Source organism: Propionivibrio sp. (genome assembly GCF_041441355.1).
In the GTDB taxonomy this organism is placed as follows: domain Bacteria; phylum Pseudomonadota; class Gammaproteobacteria; order Burkholderiales; family Rhodocyclaceae; genus Propionivibrio.
Genome location: NZ_JASDTF010000028.1, coordinates 60,347 through 77,544 on the forward strand (window position 1 = coordinate 60,347; position 17,198 = coordinate 77,544).

18 protein-coding genes are annotated in these 17,198 nt (G+C 64.6%); 3 read left to right on the forward strand and 15 right to left on the reverse strand.

From position 1 onward, the window contains the following. The first annotated feature begins 377 nt into the window (after positions 1 to 377). Complete coding sequence (fusA, locus tag QMB55_RS10820; protein ID WP_497588714.1) at positions 378 to 2,435, forward strand: elongation factor G; 2,058 nt, start codon at positions 378 to 380, stop codon at positions 2,433 to 2,435. A 116-nt stretch (positions 2,436 to 2,551) separates the two neighbouring features. Further along, positions 2,552 to 5,023: a glycerol-3-phosphate 1-O-acyltransferase PlsB gene (plsB, locus tag QMB55_RS10825; RefSeq protein WP_497588715.1), complete on the forward strand. Its 2,472-nt coding sequence runs from the start codon at positions 2,552 to 2,554 to the stop codon at positions 5,021 to 5,023. 23 nt (positions 5,024 to 5,046) lie between these two features. On the opposite strand, the gene QMB55_RS10830 is transcribed toward plsB, so the two are convergent. Continuing rightward, positions 5,047 to 5,802 carry a transglycosylase SLT domain-containing protein gene (locus tag QMB55_RS10830; RefSeq protein ID WP_497588716.1) on the reverse strand — a complete coding sequence of 252 codons (756 nt, stop codon included), beginning with the start codon at positions 5,800 to 5,802 and terminating at the stop codon, positions 5,047 to 5,049. A 451-nt stretch (positions 5,803 to 6,253) separates the two neighbouring features. Here QMB55_RS10830 and QMB55_RS10835 point away from each other — a divergent pair, with 451 nt between their 5' ends. Further along, entirely contained in the window at positions 6,254 to 6,739 is a 486-nt protein-coding gene (locus QMB55_RS10835; protein WP_497588717.1) for a DUF4124 domain-containing protein, read from the forward strand. A 6-nt stretch (positions 6,740 to 6,745) separates the two neighbouring features. Here the strand turns inward: QMB55_RS10835 and queC are convergent, their stop codons facing one another. From queC to ruvC, 14 genes are all read right to left on the reverse strand, one after another. Next, the gene (gene queC / locus QMB55_RS10840) at positions 6,746 to 7,438 is read right to left on the reverse strand and encodes a 7-cyano-7-deazaguanine synthase QueC (protein WP_497588718.1); all 693 of its coding nucleotides are present in this window, start codon (positions 7,436 to 7,438) and stop codon (positions 6,746 to 6,748) included. A gap of 85 nt (positions 7,439 to 7,523) precedes the next feature. Continuing rightward, complete coding sequence (locus tag QMB55_RS10845; RefSeq protein WP_497588719.1) at positions 7,524 to 7,889, reverse strand: PilZ domain-containing protein; 366 nt, start codon at positions 7,887 to 7,889, stop codon at positions 7,524 to 7,526. 80 nt (positions 7,890 to 7,969) lie between these two features. Beyond that, entirely contained in the window at positions 7,970 to 8,623 is a 654-nt protein-coding gene (queE, locus tag QMB55_RS10850) for a 7-carboxy-7-deazaguanine synthase QueE (protein WP_497588720.1), read from the reverse strand. A 4-nt stretch (positions 8,624 to 8,627) separates the two neighbouring features. Next, on the reverse strand, positions 8,628 to 9,389 hold the full coding sequence (gene ybgF, locus QMB55_RS10855; protein ID WP_497588721.1) for a tol-pal system protein YbgF: 762 nt from the start codon (positions 9,387 to 9,389) through the stop codon (positions 8,628 to 8,630). Positions 9,390 to 9,391: 2 nt separating this feature from the next. Continuing rightward, complete coding sequence (gene pal / locus QMB55_RS10860; RefSeq protein ID WP_497588722.1) at positions 9,392 to 9,904, reverse strand: peptidoglycan-associated lipoprotein Pal; 513 nt, start codon at positions 9,902 to 9,904, stop codon at positions 9,392 to 9,394. A 49-nt stretch (positions 9,905 to 9,953) separates the two neighbouring features. Next, entirely contained in the window at positions 9,954 to 11,246 is a 1,293-nt protein-coding gene (gene tolB / locus QMB55_RS10865; protein WP_497588723.1) for a Tol-Pal system beta propeller repeat protein TolB, read from the reverse strand. Positions 11,247 to 11,346: 100 nt separating this feature from the next. After that, complete coding sequence (locus QMB55_RS10870; RefSeq protein ID WP_497588724.1) at positions 11,347 to 12,210, reverse strand: energy transducer TonB; 864 nt, start codon at positions 12,208 to 12,210, stop codon at positions 11,347 to 11,349. Between the two features lie 13 nt (positions 12,211 to 12,223). Continuing rightward, complete coding sequence (gene tolR, locus QMB55_RS10875) at positions 12,224 to 12,634, reverse strand: protein TolR (RefSeq protein ID WP_497588725.1); 411 nt, start codon at positions 12,632 to 12,634, stop codon at positions 12,224 to 12,226. A gap of 24 nt (positions 12,635 to 12,658) precedes the next feature. Then, positions 12,659 to 13,336 carry a protein TolQ gene (gene tolQ, locus QMB55_RS10880; protein ID WP_497588726.1) on the reverse strand — a complete coding sequence of 226 codons (678 nt, stop codon included), beginning with the start codon at positions 13,334 to 13,336 and terminating at the stop codon, positions 12,659 to 12,661. Next, positions 13,333 to 13,773, reverse strand: coding sequence for a tol-pal system-associated acyl-CoA thioesterase (ybgC, locus tag QMB55_RS10885; protein WP_497588727.1), 441 nt, complete (start codon positions 13,771 to 13,773; stop codon positions 13,333 to 13,335). Before ybgC ends, tolQ begins: the two co-directional genes overlap by 4 nt. 61 nt (positions 13,774 to 13,834) lie before the next feature. Further along, positions 13,835 to 14,905 carry a Holliday junction branch migration DNA helicase RuvB gene (gene ruvB, locus QMB55_RS10890; RefSeq protein WP_497588728.1) on the reverse strand — a complete coding sequence of 357 codons (1,071 nt, stop codon included), beginning with the start codon at positions 14,903 to 14,905 and terminating at the stop codon, positions 13,835 to 13,837. Beyond that, positions 14,902 to 15,984 carry an AI-2E family transporter gene (locus tag QMB55_RS10895; protein ID WP_497588729.1) on the reverse strand — a complete coding sequence of 361 codons (1,083 nt, stop codon included), beginning with the start codon at positions 15,982 to 15,984 and terminating at the stop codon, positions 14,902 to 14,904. Before QMB55_RS10895 ends, ruvB begins: the two co-directional genes overlap by 4 nt. Then, on the reverse strand, positions 15,981 to 16,556 hold the full coding sequence (ruvA, locus tag QMB55_RS10900) for a Holliday junction branch migration protein RuvA (RefSeq protein ID WP_497588730.1): 576 nt from the start codon (positions 16,554 to 16,556) through the stop codon (positions 15,981 to 15,983). The genes QMB55_RS10895 and ruvA overlap by 4 nt, the downstream gene beginning before the upstream one ends. A 54-nt stretch (positions 16,557 to 16,610) precedes the next feature. Further along, positions 16,611 to 17,177, reverse strand: coding sequence for a crossover junction endodeoxyribonuclease RuvC (gene ruvC, locus QMB55_RS10905; RefSeq protein ID WP_497588731.1), 567 nt, complete (start codon positions 17,175 to 17,177; stop codon positions 16,611 to 16,613). Positions 17,178 to 17,198: the final 21 nt, after the last annotated feature.

Sequence of the window (17,198 nt, forward strand, 5' to 3'; positions counted from 1 at the left end):
GGTTCGCCGGATTTGTTGAAATGCCCTAAAACACGGGGTTTGTGGTGAGTCTCGCCTGATTATCCGCCTTGCTTATAGTAGGGTCAATTAAGATGCTCGTCTTTGCCCTTTTTAATGTTCTTGTGCAATGGCGAAAGCCAACAGCCGCAAGGATTCTGATTATCCATTGTCATTTTTGAAGGCGGTGATCGCGTTTTGCAGCGGTTGATTCGCTGCCGCACTTCAAATGGGAGGACGTTCGTGCTTCCTCTTTGCTTATTCGCCGCAAGGCGTAGAATGGCCTCGTATCGGATCGCTCAAGCGTAGTCAGTTGCTCTTTGCGGGGCAGTGTCTGGTTTGGCCCCCTGGGAGTGCGTTTCTCATCTATGGGGGAGAACATGGGTTACAACAGCACCGAAAACCTTCGTACCGTAGCACTCGTTGGGCACGGCTCCGCCGGCAAGACCACGCTGGCTGAATCGTTGCTCGCGGCGTCGGGTGCCATCACGTCGCGCGGAGCCGTGGAGAAAGGCAATACGGTCTGCGATTTCGATCCGCAGGAAAAAGAGCTCGGGCACTCCCTCAGTTCCGCCGTGGCTAGCTTCGATTGGCAGGCGGCGCGCATCCACATGATCGACACCCCGGGATATCCCGATTTTGCCGGTCAGGCGATCAGCGCCTTGGCTGGGGTCGATACAGCGCTGGTGGTGGTGAATGCGCAAAACGGCATCGAGCTGATGACCGAGCGCATGATGCGCTTGGCGGGCGAGCGCGGGCTGTGCCGGATGCTGGTGATCAACAAGATCGATGCCGAAAACGTTGACCTGCCCAAGCTGGTCGGTGAGCTGCGCGAACGCTTCGGGCGCGAGTGCATGTTGCTCGATTTGCCGGCGCAGCATGGCGCCGAGGTGGTTGAAGTGCTCGGCCATGACGAGGGCGAGAGCGATTTCGAGTCGGTTGCAGCGGCGCATCGGGCGCTGATCGATCAGATCGTCGAGGAGGACGAAGACCTTCTGGCGCGCTACCTTGAGGATGGCGCCGACCCTAGCCCGGACGAGCTGCACGCGCCCTTCGAAAAAGCCTTGCGCGCCGGTCATCTGATTCCCATCCTGTTCGTTTCGGCGCGTACCGGCGCCGGCATTCCGCAGTTGCTCGATGTGCTGGCCAAGCTGGCGCCCAACCCGTGCGAAGGCAATCCCCCGCTCTTCTACACCGGCGACCCGGGCGCACCCGACGATCAGCCGTTCCGTGCCGAAGCCGATCCCAACAAGCATGTGCTGGCGCATGTGTTCAAGGTTGTGAGCGACCCCTTCATCGGCAAGCTCGGGGTGTTCCGGGTGCATCAGGGCACGATGCGCAAGGAGTCGCAGCTCTTCGTCGGCGACGCCAAACGCGCGTTCAAGATTGGCCACCTGTATCGTCTGCAAGGCAAGGAGTACATCGAAGTCGAGGCGCTGGTTCCGGGCGACATCGGCGCCATCGCCAAGGTCGAGGAAATCGAATTCGATTGCGTGCTGCACGATTCCCATGACGAAGACCACATCCACTTGAAGCCGCTCGAGTTTCCGCTGCCGATGCAGGGGCTGGCGGTCGAGACCAAGAAGAAGGCCGACGAGCAGCGCTTGTTCGATGTGTTGTACAAGCTTGAGGTCGAGGATCCCTGCTTCAAGGTCGAACGGCACTCGACGACCAACGAGACGGTGATTCGCGGCCTCGGCGAGATGCACTTGCGGGCCAAGCTGGCGCGCATGGCGCAGCAGTACAAGATCGAGCTGGCCACCAAGCCGCCGCAGATCGCCTACCGCGAAACCATCAACGGCAAGGCGGAAGGGCATTGCCGGCACAAGAAGCAGAGTGGCGGCGCAGGGCAGTTCGGCGAGGTCATGCTGCGCGTCGAGCCGCTGGAACGCGGTGCCGGCTTCGAGTTCGTCGATGTCGTCAAGGGGGGCGCCATTCCCGGGGTGTATATGGCTGCGGTCGAAAAAGGCGTGCGTCAGGCGCTCGAAGATGGCGTCGTTGGCGGCTTCCCGGTGCACGACGTTCGGGTGACGGTGCATGACGGCAAGTCGCACCCGGTCGACAGCAAGGACATCGCGTTCTTCGCCGCTGGGCGCAAGGCCGTGATCCAGGCCTTGCAGGCCGCGACGCCGATCATCCTCGAACCGATCGTCGAGATCGAAATCCTGGCGCCGGAAGCGACGGTCGGCGACCTGGCGGGCGACCTGTCGAGCAAGCGTGGACAAGTGACGGGGACGCAGCCGCGCGGAGTCGGCAGCATGGCGATCGGCGGCAAGGTGCCGCTCGCCGAACTCGACGACTACCAAGGTCGGCTGAAATCGCTGACGGGCGGACAAGGCTCGTATACCATAGCTTTCTCGCACTACGCGCCGGTGCCGGCCAACGTCCAGCACACGCTTTCGGCGCAGTACAAGGCGGTCGGGCTGGACGACGAATAACGACAACGGACGCCAGCCAAGGAGGGGCGCTGCCGGCTTGAAGCCTCCGGCGGCGGAAAATGAATGCGGCGCCGCCGACTCTGGCGGCGCCGTCACATGAGGACTGGGGCGTCCGTATGCGTGGTTTTTTCTCCGTGCCCGGTTGGGTGCTGCCTTTCGTTCGCCGGGTGCTGTATTTCTGGGTGCGTACGACGGTTTTCCCGGAACGTCTCGAGGATCTCGGCCTCGATCCCGGCAAGCCGGTGTGCTATGTCCTGCAGCACCGTCACTTGTCTGATCTGCTGGTGCTTGATGAGGAAACGCGCCGCGCGGGGCTCCCCCCCGCCGGGGCTGCGTTCTCGGCGTTCGATGTCCGTGCGACGCAGGCTGTCTTTTGCCTGAACGGTTCTTCGGCCTTGCTGGCGAGCCCGCGTGAACGCTATACGCCGACCCCCTTGATGGGCGATCTCGTGCGTAGCGCGCTGGCCAATCCCGAATGCGATGTGCAGATTGTCCCGGTGGTCATCCTCTGGGGGCGCCGTCCCGACAAGCAGGATTCGATCCTCAAAGCCTTGTTCTCGGAAAACTGGCGCCAGCCCGGGCCATTCGGGCGCTTGCTGACGATCCTCCTGCATGGCCGCAACGTCCTCGTCCGCTTCAATGCGCCGATCTCGCTCGGCGCCCTGTCGCGCGAAGGCGTCGATGCTGCGCAGGCACAGCGCAAGTTGTCCCGTGTTCTGCGCGTTCATTTCCGGCGCCAGCGCGAGATGGCGATCGGCCCGGACCTTTCGCACCGCAATACTCAGGTCGAGACCGTTCTGGACAGTGTGCCGGTGCGCAAAGCCATCGCTGTCGAAGCCGAGAGCCGCGGCGTGCCGCAAAGCGAGGCCGAAGCGCGGGCGCGACGTTTTGCGCTGGAGATCGCCTCCGACTACACCTACGGTGCCGTGCGTGCTTTCGGACTGTTCCTGTCCTGGATGTGGTCCCGACTCTACGACAACATCGAAATCTACAACATCGATGTGTTGACGCGCATCGCGCCTGGGCACGGCGTGGTTTACGTGCCGACCCATCGCAGTCACGTCGATTACCTGCTGCTCTCCTATTTTCTGCACCATAAAGGGTTCACGCCGCCGCACATCGCCGCTGGGGCGAACCTCAACATGCCGGTGGTCGGAGGGCTGCTGCGCCGGTGCGGGGCGTTCTTCCTGCGTCGGACCTTCAAGGGCGAGCCTTTGTACGCCGCGGTTTTCCACGAATACCTACACCTCATGATGACTCGCGGGTTTCCGCTCGAGTACTTCATCGAAGGTGGGCGCAGCCGGCACGGACGGACCTTGCCGCCCAAAGCCGGGATTCTCGGCATGACGGTACGCAGCTTCGTGCGGGAACATGAGCGGCCGCTGGTTTTCGTCCCGGTCTATATCGGCTACGAACGCTTGATCGAAGGGCGGACTTACGTGCGCGAACTCGCCGGGCGACCCAAGCAACGCGAATCGCTGTGGATGGTGCTCAAGACCGCGCGGCATCTCAAGCGTGTCTATGGGCGGGTGCACATCAATTTCGGCCAGCCTCTGGTGCTGGCTGATTTTCTCGATCGCTACCGTCCCGACTGGCGCCAGCCTGGCGGCGGCGAGGCGGCGCCGGAATGGCTGCGCGGGGCGACGTTCGCCGCCGCCAACGAGTTGGCGCGGCGACTTAACGCGGCAGTGGTCGTCAATCCGGTCAATCTGGTCGCGGTGGCCTTGTTGGCGACGCCGCGCGAAGCGGCCGACGAGCAGGGTTTGTACCGGATGCTCGATCATTATCAAGCGCTGTGTGGCCTGCCCTATGCGCAAGAGACGGTCGCGTGTCCGCTGGAGGCTCGCCAGATCGTGGCTTACGTCGAGCGCCTCAGCTTCATCGAGCGCGTCCAGCACCCGCTCGGTGATCTGTTCCGGGTCTGCGACGGTGAAGCGCCGCTGCTTGCTTATTTCCGCAACAACGTCCTGCACCTCTTCGTTTTGCCGGCCTTGATCGCCTGTCTCGTGCATCGCGGGCGGCAATTTACCCAGGCGCACCTCGACGAGGCCGTGGCCGGCATTTACGGCCTGATGGGGGCTGAGCTCTTTCTGCCGTGGGCGCGCGAAGAGGTTGTCGCGGTTACCGAGCGCGTCGTCTCCATCCTCGAACAGCGCAAGCTACTGCGCCGGACATCCGACGGCCTGCTCCTGGCGCCGGCGCCAGGAAGCGCCGAGGCGGCCGACCTGCAGTCACTGGGCGAGATTCTGCGGCCCATTCTTGAGCGGCATTTCTTGGTCCTCGCCGTCTTGCAACAAGGCGGTTCGGGAAAGTGTACCCGCCAGGCGGTGGAGAACGACTGCCACCTGCTGGCGCAGCGGCTCTCCTTGCTGGCGGTTTTCGGGGCGTCCGAGCAAGCCGAGCGGGCGACCTTCACGGCGTTGATCTCCCTTTTGCTCGACAGCGAACTGCTGCGCGAGGACGAGTTCGGCTTCCTGCACTACGACGCCCGCGTCACTTCGCCGCTGGCGCACGCCGAATTGATCCTTTCGGTGCAAGCCCGCGAAACGATCCGCCGGATGGCGAGCACCGGGCGGGTCGGCGGGTAAGCTGTTCGCTGTTCGGGCTGGCCTCAGGCTTGCGGGGTCGCGGGGGCGCTGTTGGCGGCGGCTCGGGTGGCCGCAGCACTGGCGCGCCGCGCCGCCTGCTCGAGACGATGCTTCTCGGCCAGAACCTTGTTGGCGTAGGCGCCGGTCGGGTCCGAGGAGCCGGCGTAGTGCTGCAGGCCGGGGATCAGTCCGCCGCGGCGGCGAATGGCTTCTTCGAGGACGTGGGTGCCGACCTTGATGTTGATCACTGGGTCAAGCAAGGCTTTTTCGCCTGCGCCATCGGGTACTTTGTCCTGATGGAAGCGGGGAATCACCTGCATCAATCCCTGGGCGCCCATCGTGCTCTCGGCGAAGGGGTTGAAGCTCGATTCGATGCCGATGACGGCCACGATCAGCAAGGGGTCGATGCTGCGCTCCTTGCCGATCAGTTGGGCGACTTCGAACAGCGGAACCACGGCTTCTGGTGAGACCCGGTAGCGTCGGGTCACGTAATCCAGCGCCCCGAGCATGTGCGGCGACAAGGACGAGACGGGGCGCGTCGAGGCGTTGGCCGGGGTCGGCGTGGCGTTGGCGACGATTCCGTCGTCGGCTTCGGCGTCGGAAAGCAGTTCGGGGAGGGCCGCCTTGAAGAGGTCGATCGGCTGGGCTCCACCGGGGATTAGGTTGATGAGGCCGAGCGCAAAGGCAAGGCCGAGAATCAGCAGGCTGTGCTGAATCAGGTTGATAGCACTGGCAGAGCGACGTGCCACTTTGTGCTTGAGCGTCATCGTTGCAGACATGCTCTCTCCTTCACTGTTTTGTCGTCGCTCAACTACAGGGCTAGGCGACAAACGGTTTTAGGCGGGTGCAAGGCCCGAGGGCGCGGTCAAGATACCGCAGGGCAGAGCTAAATTTTCGGAGTTTTGAAACCCTGTTTCTGGAGGTACAGGGTGGGGAGGAATTCCCCAACGGGCGGCAAAGAATGGGAGTGGCGCCAGCCCAAAAACAGAAGTGTATTGATTGGATTGGGTTTTGTCAAATTTGAGGTGGGAGGCCCGTGTTCTAGGGGGTTGCGGGGCGATGGGCCACGTGTGCTTCTGTGCCCGAAACCGGGCTTATCCCTCGGGCAGTGGTGAGTGCTCGAACGCGGGCTTTTCATGGCATGCCGATGGCGTTATTCTTGCGCTCGGTCGCCACGGGTGTTAAGCGGGATTGTTCCGTTGCTGCACAACAGGGGGGGTGGAGGGGGTTATGCAATACGCATTGATGGTCTTTGCGCCGGGGGTGCGAAGGCTTTTCGCGTTGCTTGTGGCGCTGTTGCTCACGGGGGCGGCTTTAGCGCAGTCGGACGTTTACCGGTCGCGCGATGCCAGTGGGCGGGCCGTTTTCTCTGATCGGCCGGGGCCAGGAGAATCGCGGGCGCCGAGTGCACCGAATCAGCCCTCGCCTTCCGCGCCGGCGTCGGTTTCAGGCGGAAGTGGCACCGATTGGCAGGCCGCGGAGCGGTCTTTCCGGCAACGAAATGCCGCACGCGCCGAAACGGAGCAGCGCGAGGCCAAGGCGCGACAGCAGCAGTGCGAGCAGGCGCAGGCTCGGGCGCAACGCCTGAAGCATGCCGAAGGCGTACCAGCGTATTACCGCGACAAGAGCGGGGCGGCTGTTTTCGTCTCCGACCAGGAGCGTGCGGCGCTGGTCGAGCGGAACCAGCTCGATGTCGAGCGCAATTGCCGGCGTTGAGACCGTTTAGCGCTGGTAGGGGGTCGGGTCTGGAAGCCCGGCGGCGCTAAATCCGGCGGAACGCAGGCGGCAGGCGTCGCAGGCACCGCAGGCGCGGCCTTGATCGTCGGCCTGGTAGCAGGAGACGGTCAGTCCGTAGTCGACGCCGAGGGCGTTGCCGCGCTGGACGATTTCGGCCTTGGACAGGTCGATCAGGGGCGCATGGATGGTCAGGGCTTGACCCTCGACCCCGAAACGGGTCGCCAGATTGGCCATCTTCTCGTACGCGGCAATGTATTCGGGGCGGCAGTCCGGGTAGCCCGAGTAGTCGACCGCATTGACGCCGACGAAAATGTCGCGCGAGTGCAGCACTTCAGCCCAGGCCAGGGCCAGCGACAGCATGATGGTGTTGCGGGCCGGAACGTAGGTGACGGGGATGCTGCCGTCGGCCACCCCGTCGACCGGAACGGCGATCGTGGCGTCGGTCAGTGCCGAGCCGCCGAAGGCGTCGAGGGCGAGGTGCAAGGTGCGGTGTTCGCGGGCGCCGAGGGCCGTTGCGACGCGCGCGGCGGCGGTGAGTTCCGCCTGGTGGCGTTGCCCGTATTCAAGCGACAGGCAATAGCAGTCGAAGCCCTGGGCGCGGGCGATGGCAAGGACAGTGGCCGAGTCGAGTCCGCCGGAAAGGAGGACGACGGCGCGCGGATTCTGGTTCGCGGACATAAGGGCGCTTGCGGGCAGGGTGGTGAAACCCCGAATTTTAAAGGACGTGACGTGGCTTGGGGCGAAAAGGCGGAGCTTGCGATGCTCAATCGCCGATCAATGCCGAGAGTTCGCGCTCAAGCAACTCGGGTTCGCCAAGGTTGAGTTCAACGAGGCGACGCAGATGAGTGATGCTGTCGAGGTCGATCGAGGTGCACAGGAGTCCAGCCAGGCGGCCGTGGTAATGCGCCAGTTGGCAGCCCATGTGGATGCGGGTGTGGGTGCCATGGTCGAGGGTGACTTCGAGTCGACCGTGGCTGGCGATGGGGAGGTGGGTGGTCGTGGTCAGTTCAACCAAGGCGCCCTTGAGCGACAGATCGCGAATGCTGGCCCGATGGGTGCCATCGTCGAGGGTCAGGACAGCGGGGCACTGGAACGCAATGCGAGCATGTTGGCGGCGTTCGTCGTTCACGGCGGTCTCCTTGGAGGGGCTTATGGCAGTGTAGGCGACTGGCGCTGCGATCGCCATCGGGCGGGCGCCCCGGAGGGGACTTATTTGCCGCGCTGATGGCCCCACAGCCGTTTGTGCAGTTGGACCTGGAAACGGACCGGCAAGCGGTCGGTGAGGACCCACTCGGCCAGGGTGGTGGCATCGAGCGTGCTGTCGACCGGCGAAACCAGAACCGGGCAGCGCTCAGCCAGGCGGTGCTCGGCGAGCGCCTGACGGGCCCATTCGTAGTCGGTGCGGTCGGCCAGAACCAGCTTGAGTTCGTCGTGCGGCGTGAGGTGGTCGAGGTTGGCCCAGAGGTTTTTGCTGCTTTCGCCCGAGCCGGGGGCTTTGAGGTCGACGATGCGAGCCACGCGTGGATCGACCGCGGCGATGTCGTAGGCCCCGGAGGTTTCGAGCGAGACGTCAAAGCCCGCATCGCAGAGCAGGGTCAGCAGCGGCAGGCAGTTGGGTTGCGCCAGTGGTTCGCCGCCGGTAACACAGACGTGGTGGGCGCCATAACCACGCACCTCGTCCACGATGGCGGTGAGGTTCATGCGCCGGCCACCGCTGAACGCGTGTTCGGTGTCGCACCACACGCAGCGCAACGGGCAGCCGGTCAGGCGGACGAAAACCGTCGGCAGGCCGACGCGCGACGATTCGCCCTGCAGGGAATGGAAAATCTCGCTGATTTTCAGCGAGGGAGGGGCCGTGCTCACGCGCTTACTTCTTCTGACGCTTCTTGGCTGCCTGGGCCGCCGGGCTGTCCGGATATTTGGCGAGCAGGGTGTCGGTCGTCGCCTTGGCACCCTTGGCATCGCCGAGTTCCTGCTGGCAGGTGATGATGTTGGCCAGCGCGTCCGGCGCCTTGGGGTGCTGCGGCCACTTGGCGACGACCACACGCTGGGCGTCGATGGCCTTCTTGCAATCGCGCAGCGAGTAATGGGCGTTGCCAAGCCAGTACTGCGCGTTCGGGGTCAGGGTGCTGTCCGGATAGGTCTTGACGAAGGTGTCGAGCGCTTGGGCGGCGTCCTTGATCTTGTTGGCCTTGAACAGGTTGAGCGCGGCCTCGTAGTCGCGCGCTTCGGCGGCCGGGTCGGCCTTCTTGGGCGCGCCGGCTTCGCCGGTCGGCTTGCCTTCTTCGGGGGCGGCGGTCTGCGGCTCGAGCTTGCGCAAGCGGCCGTCAAGGTCGATGTAGAAATCCTGCTGACGCTTCTTGGCCGAGTCGAGTTCGTATTCGAGCGTTTCGACCCGGCCGCGCAAGCGGGCGTTGTCCTCATGCAACGCCTGGATCTGGTTGAGCAGCTCGAACTGGCCCTTCGATACGGTATCGAGGCGTTCATTGAGCTGCAGCGTCAGATCCTTGATCTGACGACGGGCTTCGTCGTCGTCGAACATGCCGGCGCGCGCCTGCGGCGCGCCCAGAACGAGCAGCACAGCCAGCGCCGAAGCGGCGCGGGCAAAAGGCAAGCGGCGCGCCGTCATGCTCAGTACTCGCCCTTGTAGAGGATGTCGCCGCGGCGGTTTTCGGCCCAGGCGGCTTCGTTGGCGCCTTCGGCACGCGGCTTCTCTTCGCCGAGGCTGACGGCTTCAACCTGGTCTTCACGGGCGCCCATCATGACCAGCATCTTCTTGATCGAATCGGCACGCTTCTGGCCGAGCGCCAGGTTGTATTCGCGGCTGCCGCGATCGTCGGTGTTGCCCTGGACGAGGACGGTGAACTGACGGTTGTTGGCGAGGAACTTGGCGTGAGCCGTGACGAGGTCCTTGTACTCGGCCTTGACGTCGTAGCGGTCGTAGTCGAAGTAGATGTTGCGCTTCGACAGGATGCTCTTCGGATCGGTCAGCACGGCGGGCAGGTTGCGGCCGTCGAGGTTGCCGGCGTTGACCGTGGCGATGCTGTTGCGGCCTTCGACCGGAGCGTCGGCCGTGGTGTCGGGGGTGGAGCTGCAGCCGGCGACGAGCGCGGCGAGCAGAGCGGGGAGGATCAGTTTCTTCATGGGTAGTTCTCCTGCAACTGAGGCAAAAAAAGCGTTGGGTGATTATCGGTTATTTGATGTATGGCCCCCACGCCGGTTCACGCACGTCGCCCGCCGGGATCGACAGACGTTGACGAATCCGGCCGTCGATCGAGACGGCCGACAACACGCCGCGACCGCCCATTTCAGTGGCGATCAGAATCATGCGGCTATTGGGCGCGAAGCTGGGCGATTCGTCACGGTACGAATCGGTGAGGATCTGGACCTGGCGGCTGGCGAGGTCCATGGCGGCCAGGCGGAAGCCGCCCTCGCGACGGGTGATGAAGGCCATCGTCTTGCCGTCGGGCGAAATGCGCGGCGAGACGTTGTAGTTGCCTTCGAAGGTGACCCGTTGGGCGTCGTAGCCGCCGACGCTGGCACGATATATCTGCGGGCTGCCGCCGCGGTCCGAGGTGAAGTAGAGCGACTGGCCGTCGGGCGAGAAATAGGGTTCGGTGTTGATCGAACCCGGGGGCGTGATGCGCTGCACGCCCGTTCCGTCGGCGTTGACCAGGAAAATTTGCGAGCCGCCGTCCTTGGACAGGACCACAGCCAGCCGGCGGCCGTCGGGCGACCAGGCCGGCGCCGAGTTCGAGCCGCGGAAGTTGGCGACGGCGGTGCGCTGGCCGGTGGCGAGAGTGTGCACGAAAATGATCGGCTTCTTGTTCTCGAACGAGACGTAGGCGATGCGTGCCCCGTCCGGCGACCAGACCGGGGAGATGATCGGCTCGCGCGAGCGCAGGGCGACCTGGGCGTTCTGCCCGTCGGCGTCGGCGATGGTCAGTTCGTAGCGCGCCGGGCCGTTCTTGACGACGTAGGCGATGCGGGTCGAGAACACGCCGGGTTCGCCGATGAGCTTTTCGTAGATGACGTCGGCGATGCGGTGCGCGGCGGTACGCAGCGTGGCGGTGCTGGTCGGATAGGCAACCCCGGCGAGTGGTTGCTGCTTGTTGATGTCGTAGAGGCGGAAGCGGGCTTCCATCCGGCCGTCGCCGCCGGCGCCGAGGCTGCCGGCAGCCAGCGCGTCAGCGCCGCGGTTGCGCCAGTCGCCGTAGGCGGGCGCGGTGCTCTCGTTCATCGCGGTGCCGGTGGTGTCGACCATTTTGAACAGGCCGCTGCGTTCGAGGTCGGCACGGATTACGGAGGTCAGGGCGCGCGAGAGGCCTGCTTCGCCACCGAAGTCGGCAATGGCGACCGGAATGCGGTTGGCGCCGGCGCCGGTGATCTCGATCGAGAGCTGGGCGCTGGCGGAGGTCGCCAGCAGGGCCAGCGCGCCGATCGCCACGAGGCTCAGCGCGCGGAGTTTGAGCAGGGGTCGGTGCATTTTTTCGCGGGCAAGAGAAATAGAGAGCGGCATTATAAAGGGTCGCCCCAAACGAAGGGTAACGCGTCACCCCTGCGATGGGATGACGTCGGGTTCGGGATTATTCGTCGAAGGGCTTGTATTTGAGTTCGAGATCGCGGCGGAAGTCGGTCGAATTGTCGGGCTTGGGCAACGGGTCGGACTTGCGAATGGCCCGTTCTATGGCGTCGTCGAGTACACGGTTTCCGCTCGAACGCTTGAGTTTGACATCGATGATTTCGCCGCTCGGCAGTTGGGTGACCATGAAAATCGCTTCCGGGTTCCCCTGGATGCCTTGCGGGAGGACGATGTTGCCCTTGATCTTGGCGCGGATTTTGGCGGCATAGTTGGCAATGCCGCTGGCCCGCGCAGCCGCGGCCTGGTCGGCGCGCAACTGCCCCATCTGGTTGAGTTCGGCGGCAAGGCGGTCGTTGCGCGCCTGCGCGGCCTTTTGTTGCTCGCTTTGCTTGAGGTCACGCTTGAGCTCGTCGTCAAAGTTCGGGCGGCGCTCAGGCTCGGGCTTTTTCGGCTCCAGTTTTTTCTTCGGTTCTTCCTTGGGCGGCTCGGGTTTTTTCGGCTCGTCCTTCTTGGGTTTCTTTTCTTCCTTGAGCGCGATGTCAGGTTTGACGACCGGCTTGGGTTCGACCTTGGGCTCAGGTTTTGGCGCCGGTTTGGGCTCAGGCTTCGGTTCGGGCTTGGGCTCAGGCTTCGGTTCGGGCTTGGGCTCCGGTTTCGGTTCAGGTTTCGGCTCAGGGGCGGGCACCGGCGCCGGGGCCGGGGCGCCACTCCACATCTCGATCGCGACGGCCGACGGCGCCTGGCTCTTCCATTGGACGCCGAAGAACAGGGCGCCGATCAGTGCCAGGTGTACAGCGGCGGCCAGGGCCAGCGATTTCCATTGGTCCTGTTCGGGCTGTGGCTGCAAGTGCGGAGAGTGTGGCGACACGGCGGAAGCGATCCTACTTGGCGCTGATCTGGACGTTGAGGGCGACGCGCTTGACCTGCTGGCGCTGAAGGGCGTCCATGACCTCAAGGACGGCCTCGTATTTGACGCTGCGGTCACCGGAGATGAGCACCGGCTGGTCGGGGTTGCGCGCTTGAGCGGCGAGCACGGCCTGAACCAGTTCCTCGCGCGTCACCGCACGTTCGCCGCCACGGCCGCTGCGGTCGATGAGGGCCAGGCTGCGGTCGGGACGGATGATGACCTCGAGCGGCTTCTCGGCCTGTTGTGCGGCCTTGCCGACCGAGGGCAGGTCGATGTTGGCAGTGGTCATCATCGGTGCGGTCACCATGAAGATGACCAGCAGCACGAGCATGACGTCGATGTAGGGGACGACGTTGATTTCGTTTTTCAGGCGGCGCGGGCGCATCGTGTCTTCTCTCGTCCTGTCCGCTTAGCGCATCTGGCGCTGCAGGATGTTGGAGAATTCTTCCATGAACGATTCAAAGCGAATCGAGAGGCGGTCGATGTCGTGCGAGAAACGGTTGTAGGCGACGACGGCCGGAATCGCAGCGAAGAGGCCGATGGCCGTGGCGACCAGCGCTTCGGCAATGCCCGGCGCGACCGAGGCGAGCGTGGCCTGGCCGACGTTACCCAGGGCGCGGAAGGAATGCATGATCCCCCAGACCGTGCCGAACAGGCCGACGTAGGGGCTGACCGAACCGACCGAGGCGAGGTAGGCGAGGTGGGCGTCGATGGTGTCGACTTCGCGCTGGTAGGTGGCGCGCATGGCGCGGCGGGCGCCGTCGATGATGTCCTTCGGGTCGAGGTTCTTCTGGCTGCGCAGTTTGGTGAATTCGCGGAAGCCGGCTTCGAAGATGCGCTCCATGCTGCCCGTGTCGTGGCGGTTGTTGACCGCGCTCTGGTACAGGCTGTTCAGATCGCCGCCACTCCAGAAATCGCGCTCGAACTGCTCGGTCTGGGCACGCGCTTCGCGCACCGTGAACCACTTGCGGAAGATGTAGTACCAGGACATGAAGGACAGCCCGGCGAGGAGGAGCATGATGGCCTGCACCACCGCGCTGGCGTTGAGGATCAGGTGCAGGATCGACAGGTCTTGCGAGACGTTCATTGCAGGGCTTCCAGTTGGGTGCGCAATTCGACGGGAATGGAGGTGATTTTCATCTTGGCGGCGTTGACGCAGACAATCTGCACGCGGCCGCTGAGCAGTTCCTCTTCGCCGGCGCCGTCCGGCATCGCGCGCCGGATGTGCTGGCCGAAGAAAATCTGCGACTTGGTGATGCGTTCGACCTCGAGACTGACTGTGAGCAGGTCGTCGAGGCGGGCGGGCTTCAGGTAGTCGAGCGCGACGCTGCGCACGACGAAGGCGATGCCCGGCTCGCGCAAGAGGTCGGCTTGTTCGTGGCCGATGACGCGCAGCCACTCGGTGCGGCAACGCTCCAGGAATTTCAGGTAGTTGGCGTAATAGACCACGCCACCGGCATCGGTGTCCTCGTAGTAGATGCGGACCGGGATGCTGAAGGCGTTGGGCTTCGGCGCGTGTTTCATGGGGGCGACAGTTTACTGTGGCAACTTGTGCCGGAGTGTAAAGATTTGTGACAAGGAAGGCTTACTGCGGCCGCCACAGCTCGCTCTGGCTCCCGCTTTGCGGAGTGTCGAGCCCGAGGTGGCGATAGATTGCGCTGGTGGCGATGCGGCCGCGTGGCGTGCGCTGCAGGAAGCCTTGCTGGATCAGGTAGGGTTCGAGCACGTCTTCGATGGTGTCGCGTGCTTCGCCGATGGCGGCCGCGAGGTTGTCGACGCCGACCGGGCCGCCGCCGAATTTATCAATCACCGCCGAGAGCAGCTTTCGATCCATCAGATCGAGCCCGCCGTGGTCGACGTCGAGCATCGACAGCGCGAGGTCGGCGACTTCGCGGGTGATCTGGCCGCTGGCCTTCACTTCGGCGTAGTCGCGCACCCGGCGCAGCAGGCGGTTGGCGATGCGCGGCGTACCGCGCGAGCGGCGGGCGATTTCCAGCGCGCCATCGGCTTCGGCGGGAACCTCGAGCAATTGCGCGGAGCGGCTGACGATGTGCGTCAGTTCTTCGGGCGTGTAGAACTCCAAGCGGGCGACGATGCCGAAGCGGTCGCGCAAGGGGTTGGTCAGCATGCCGGCGCGGGTCGTGGCGCCGACCAGGGTGAAGGGCGGCAGGTCGAGCTTGACCGAGCGCGCGGCGGGGCCTTCGCCGATCATGATGTCGATCTGGAAGTCCTCGAGCGCCGGGTAGAGGATTTCCTCGACCACCGGCGACAAGCGGTGGATTTCGTCGATGAACAGCACGTCGTGCGGTTCGAGATTGGTCAGGATCGCGGCGAGGTCGCCGGCGCGTTCGAGTACCGGCCCGGAGGTCTGGCGCAGATTGACCCCGAGTTCGGCTGCGATGATGTGCGCCAGCGTCGTCTTGCCGAGGCCGGGCGGGCCGAAGAGCAGGACGTGGTCGAGCGCGTCGCGGCGGCGCTTGGTGGCTTCGATAAAAATGTCGAGCTGTTCGCGAATCTTTTTTTGGCCGACGTACTCGGCCAGGCGCTTCGGACGCAGCGCGCGTTCGATCGCGTCTTCCTGGGACGAGCGCGATTCGGCCGAGATCAGCCGGTCGGGGCCGGCCGGGGCGCCGGTCAGGGCGTCGGTTTGGATCATGGGGTCAGCGGCGGCAGTTCGTCATCGTCGGCGTGGGTCAGCCAGGCGCGGATCAGTACCTGGGTCAGGGCGAGCAGGGTCGGGCCGAGGAAGAGGCCGATGAAGCCGAAGACTAGGACGCCGCCGAAGACGCCGACGACGATGAGCAGGAGCGGCAGGCTCGAGGTGCGCGAAATCAGGATGGGCTTGATGAAATTGTCGACCCCGCTGATGCCGAGCATGCCCCACAGCACCATGAAAATGGCCCAGCCGGTCTGTCCGCCGTCGTAAAGCCAGAATGCGGCGCCGAGCCAGATCAGGGTGGCGCCGATCACCGGCACCATCGAGAAGAAGAAGGTGGCGATGGTCAGCATGGCCACGCCGGGCACACCCGCGATCAGGAAGCCGAGCATGGCGACCAGCGATTGGGCGGCGGCAGTGCCGACGATGCCGACCATGACGCCGGTGATGGTGCCGTCGGCGAGCTTGAGCATGCGTTCGCCGAGGTCGCCCGCGAGTTTACGGCTGCCGGTACGCAGGGCATCGGCGTAGGTGTCGGCGTCGCGCAGGATGAAGAAGACGAAGAAGACAACCAGCAGCAACTGGAGCAGCCCCTGGGCGAAAAGCGAAACGGTGGCCAGGGCGACGCGCCGCGTCGGGGCGATGAACTGGCGCAGGAGTTCGTTCATTTCCTCGCGGCTGGCGACGAGCTTGTGCCAGTAGTCGTCGATGAACCCGCCCAGGAAGGGCAGGTCGATCAGCCAGCGCGGGGCGTCGGTCGGCAGGCCTTGCTCCAGCAGCGGGCGGATGGCGGCGACGGCCGTTTCGACGCCGTTGGCCAGGGAGCCTGAGAGGATGGCCAAGGGAATGACCAGCAACAGGACCATGGTCAGGCACATCAGTGCTGCGGTGAGCGAGCTGCGGCCGCGGCAGAGGGCGACCAGACGGTCGCGCGCCGGTGAGATCGTGGTGCAGATGACCACGGCCAGTAACAGGGTGCCGGTGAAGGGCAGCAGGACTGCGACACAGCCGATCAGGAGGATCGCCACGATGGCGATCTGGATGAGTTGCTTGTGCGCCAGCGAGAATTGGTGCGTCATGACTTGGAGAGGAGTTTGAGGGCCTGACGGATGCCATCGGTGGTCGAGACGTCTGGCGGCAGCTGCTTGACCGCGGCGGCGGCTTCACGGTCATTGTACCCCAGTGCCAGCAGCGCATTGAGGATGTCGCTCTGATTGTCGGCGACGGCGTGACTGACGCCCGGCAAGGTGTCAGCCAGCTTGCCCTTGAGCTCGAGGAGCAGGCGCTCGGCCGTCTTCTTGCCGATGCCAGGGACTTTGGTCAGGCGGCCGGCTTCCTGGCGGGCGATGGCTTGGGCCAGGTCGGCGACCGAGAGGCCGGAAAGCACCGCCAGCGCCATGCGTGCGCCGACCCCGGAAATCCGGATCAACTGGCGGAAGGCGTAGCGTTCGGCTTCGCTGGCAAAGCCGTAGAGGAAATGCCCATCCTCACGCACGATGAAATGGGTGAGCAGAGTCAGTTTTTCGCCGCTGGCCGGCAAGTTGTAGAACGTGCTCATCGGGACGTCGACTTCGTAGCCGATGCCGTGAACGTCGATCAGGACCTGGGGCGGGTTTTTTTCGAGCAGGGTGCCGGACAGGCGACCGATCATGGCTGGCTCCGAGAAAGAATGGTCGGCGCGATGCGCGCCGGAGGTGAAATGGGGTCACGACATGCGCCCACGGCGGATGTTGCCGTTGCGCGTCGCCAGCCGGCCGAGGCCCTGGCTGCCGTGTGCGTGGGCGATGGCGCAGGCGAGGGCATCGGCGGCGTCGGTTCCGGGTTCGCTGGACAGCGTCAGCAGACGGCGCACCATGTGCTGCACCTGCGTTTTGGCTGCGTGCCCGTTGCCGACCACCGCCTGCTTGACCTGCAGGGCCGTGTATTCGGCGACTTCGATGCCGTCGGCGACGAGGGCCGCGACGGCGGCGCCGCGGGCTTGCCCGAGGAGCAGGGTCGATTGCGGGTTGACGTTGACGAAGATGATTTCGACCACCGCCTGGCGCGGGGCGTAGCGGGCGACGAGTTCGCGGATGCCGGCATGAATGGTGCCGAGCCGGGCTGGCAGGCTGGCCTCGGCATCGGTGCGGATGCAACCGCTGGCGACGTAGCTGAGCCGCTGGCCGCAGGCGTCGATGACGCCAAACCCTGTGCTGCGAAGGCCGGGGTCGATGCCCAGGATACGCGTCGTCGCTTCGCTCGGAGGCAGGGAAGTGCGGGCGGTGACAGGCATGGCGTCCAGAGGGGGAGTGGG